At 36.3% G+C, this 1,997-nt stretch carries 1 protein-coding gene and 1 pseudogene; both read left to right on the top strand.

The features are described 5' to 3' along the window. Positions 1-1,584, top strand: a pseudogene (locus WBN20_RS11900) (hypothetical protein); the annotation flags it as partial. After that, positions 1,577-1,996, top strand: a complete 420-nt coding sequence (gene ybeY, locus WBN20_RS11895) for an rRNA maturation RNase YbeY (RefSeq protein WP_424281837.1) — start codon at positions 1,577-1,579, stop codon at positions 1,994-1,996. The pseudogene WBN20_RS11900 and the gene ybeY, both read left to right, overlap by 8 nt. Position 1,997: the final 1 nt, after the last annotated feature.

Here is a 1,997-nt window from a genome sequence, read left to right as displayed (position 1 = left end):
CTTGGTAAGAAACAACAAAATAGCAAAAGAAATTTAGAACAACTATTAGAATTAACAAAACGATATTATGTAACGGAAAAGGCCGCGCAATTGGCTAAGGATTTAGAGAAATTAGCTAAAGAGCAAGATGTGTTATCGGATAAAGAAATTGATAAGTTAAGCCCGGATTTACAAAAGGAAATGAACGAACAGTTCGAAAAACTTGCAAAGGAACTTGAAGAACTTAAAAAGGACAATAAGGATCTTAAAAAGCCTCTTGATCTGAAAATAGATAAGAGCAAAGAAGCGGGAATTAAAGAGGATCAGGGAGAGGCTTTGGATGAATTGAATAAACAAAAAAGCAATGAACAATCTGACGATGATAGCAATCAGGAAAAATCTGCGAATAAAACAAAACAAAAGCAAAAGGCTGCCTCTCAGAAGATGCAGGAAATGAGCGATGAATTGAGTGCATCGGGTTCTTCGAGCGGAGAGTCGACTATTGTGGAAGACGCTGAGATGTTACGGCAGATTTTGGATAATTTAGTTACTTTTTCTTTTAAGCAGGAAAAGCTATTTGATCAGCTGGAAGGCTCGGACTTTGATATGGCAAATTATTCCGGCAGTGTTAGAAAACAAAAGGAATTACGGAATTTGTTCGAACATATAGATGATAGTTTATTTGCCTTGTCATTAAGAAGGGCTGAATTATCTGAGTTTGTCAATAAACAAATAACCGAAGTTTACTATAATATAGACAAGTCACTTGAGAGTATAGCGGATAATAAGATATATCAGGGTGCAGCTTACGAGCAATATGTTTTGAATGCTTCAAATAGCTTAGCCAATTTTTTGGCAAATTTACTCGATAATATGCAACAAAGTATGAAGGCTGGATCCGGATCCGGTAACCCTAACGATGGATTTCAACTACCAGACATAATCAAGGGGCAGGGTGAACTTAAGGAAAAAATGGGTAAGATGGGTGAAAGTGGAGAAGGAGGAGGAGAAGGCAAGGAAGGCGAGGGTCAAAAGCCTGGTCAAAAGGGACAGGAAGGAGATCAAGGCGACGAGGGAAAAGGTAAAGATGGTGATAAGGGTCAGAGCGGGGATGCAATGAAAGGCAAAGGAGATAAAGGGAAAAATGGAGAAAATGGAGCAGCAGGAGATGGAGGTATAAGTGAAGAAGAAATGAAGGAAATTTATGAGATTTATAAAGAACAGGAATATCTAAAACAGCAACTGGAAAAGCAACTACAGGACATGATAGAAGCCGGCGATAAAACACTTGCCAAAAAGCTTATTAAGCAGATGGAGGATTTTGAAAATGACCTTCTGGAGAATGGAATAACCCAAAGAACACGTGATAGAATGAATTTTATTGAGCATCAATTATTAAAACTGGAGAATGCTGCTCTTAAACAGGGCAAGAAGGAGGAAAGAGAGAGTGAGTCTAACACAAAACAGTTTCAAAATCCAGTTTTAACAAGGCCTGATGTACTTGATAATTATAAAAATGAAATTGAGATTTTAAACAGGCAAGCATTACCTTTGCGGCAAAATTATCAGGAAAGGGTAAGGAGTTATTTTAGAAACGATGATTAACTATCATTATGAGACAGAATTTGATTTAGAGAACATCAAGGAATATACCAGTTGGATTAATACTATTGTTGTAAGCGAAGACGTCCATTTAGGTGATTTGAGTTATATATTTTGTTCTGATGAGTATTTGATTAAACTAAATCAAAAATATTTAGGACACGATACATATACCGACATTGTTACTTTCAACTATTCGGAAGAGGATGTTATTTCAGGTGAGATTTATATTTCGGTAGATCGGGTTAAAGAAAATGCTGTTAAATTCAAAGAGGATTTTAATAAGGAATTGCGACGTGTTATGGCTCATGGAGTATTACACTTGTTAGGCTATAATGATAAGAGCAAGAAAGAGAAGGAAGAAATGAGAATTAAGGAAGACGAAAAAATTAATATGTTCCACGTGGAACAATAGG

The sequence above is a fragment of the Eudoraea sp. genome, from assembly GCF_049665975.1.
GTDB lineage: Bacteria > Bacteroidota > Bacteroidia > Flavobacteriales > Flavobacteriaceae > Eudoraea.
The sequence above is the reverse complement of the archived record's forward strand: the minus strand, read 5'-3'. Positions and strand labels throughout refer to the sequence as shown.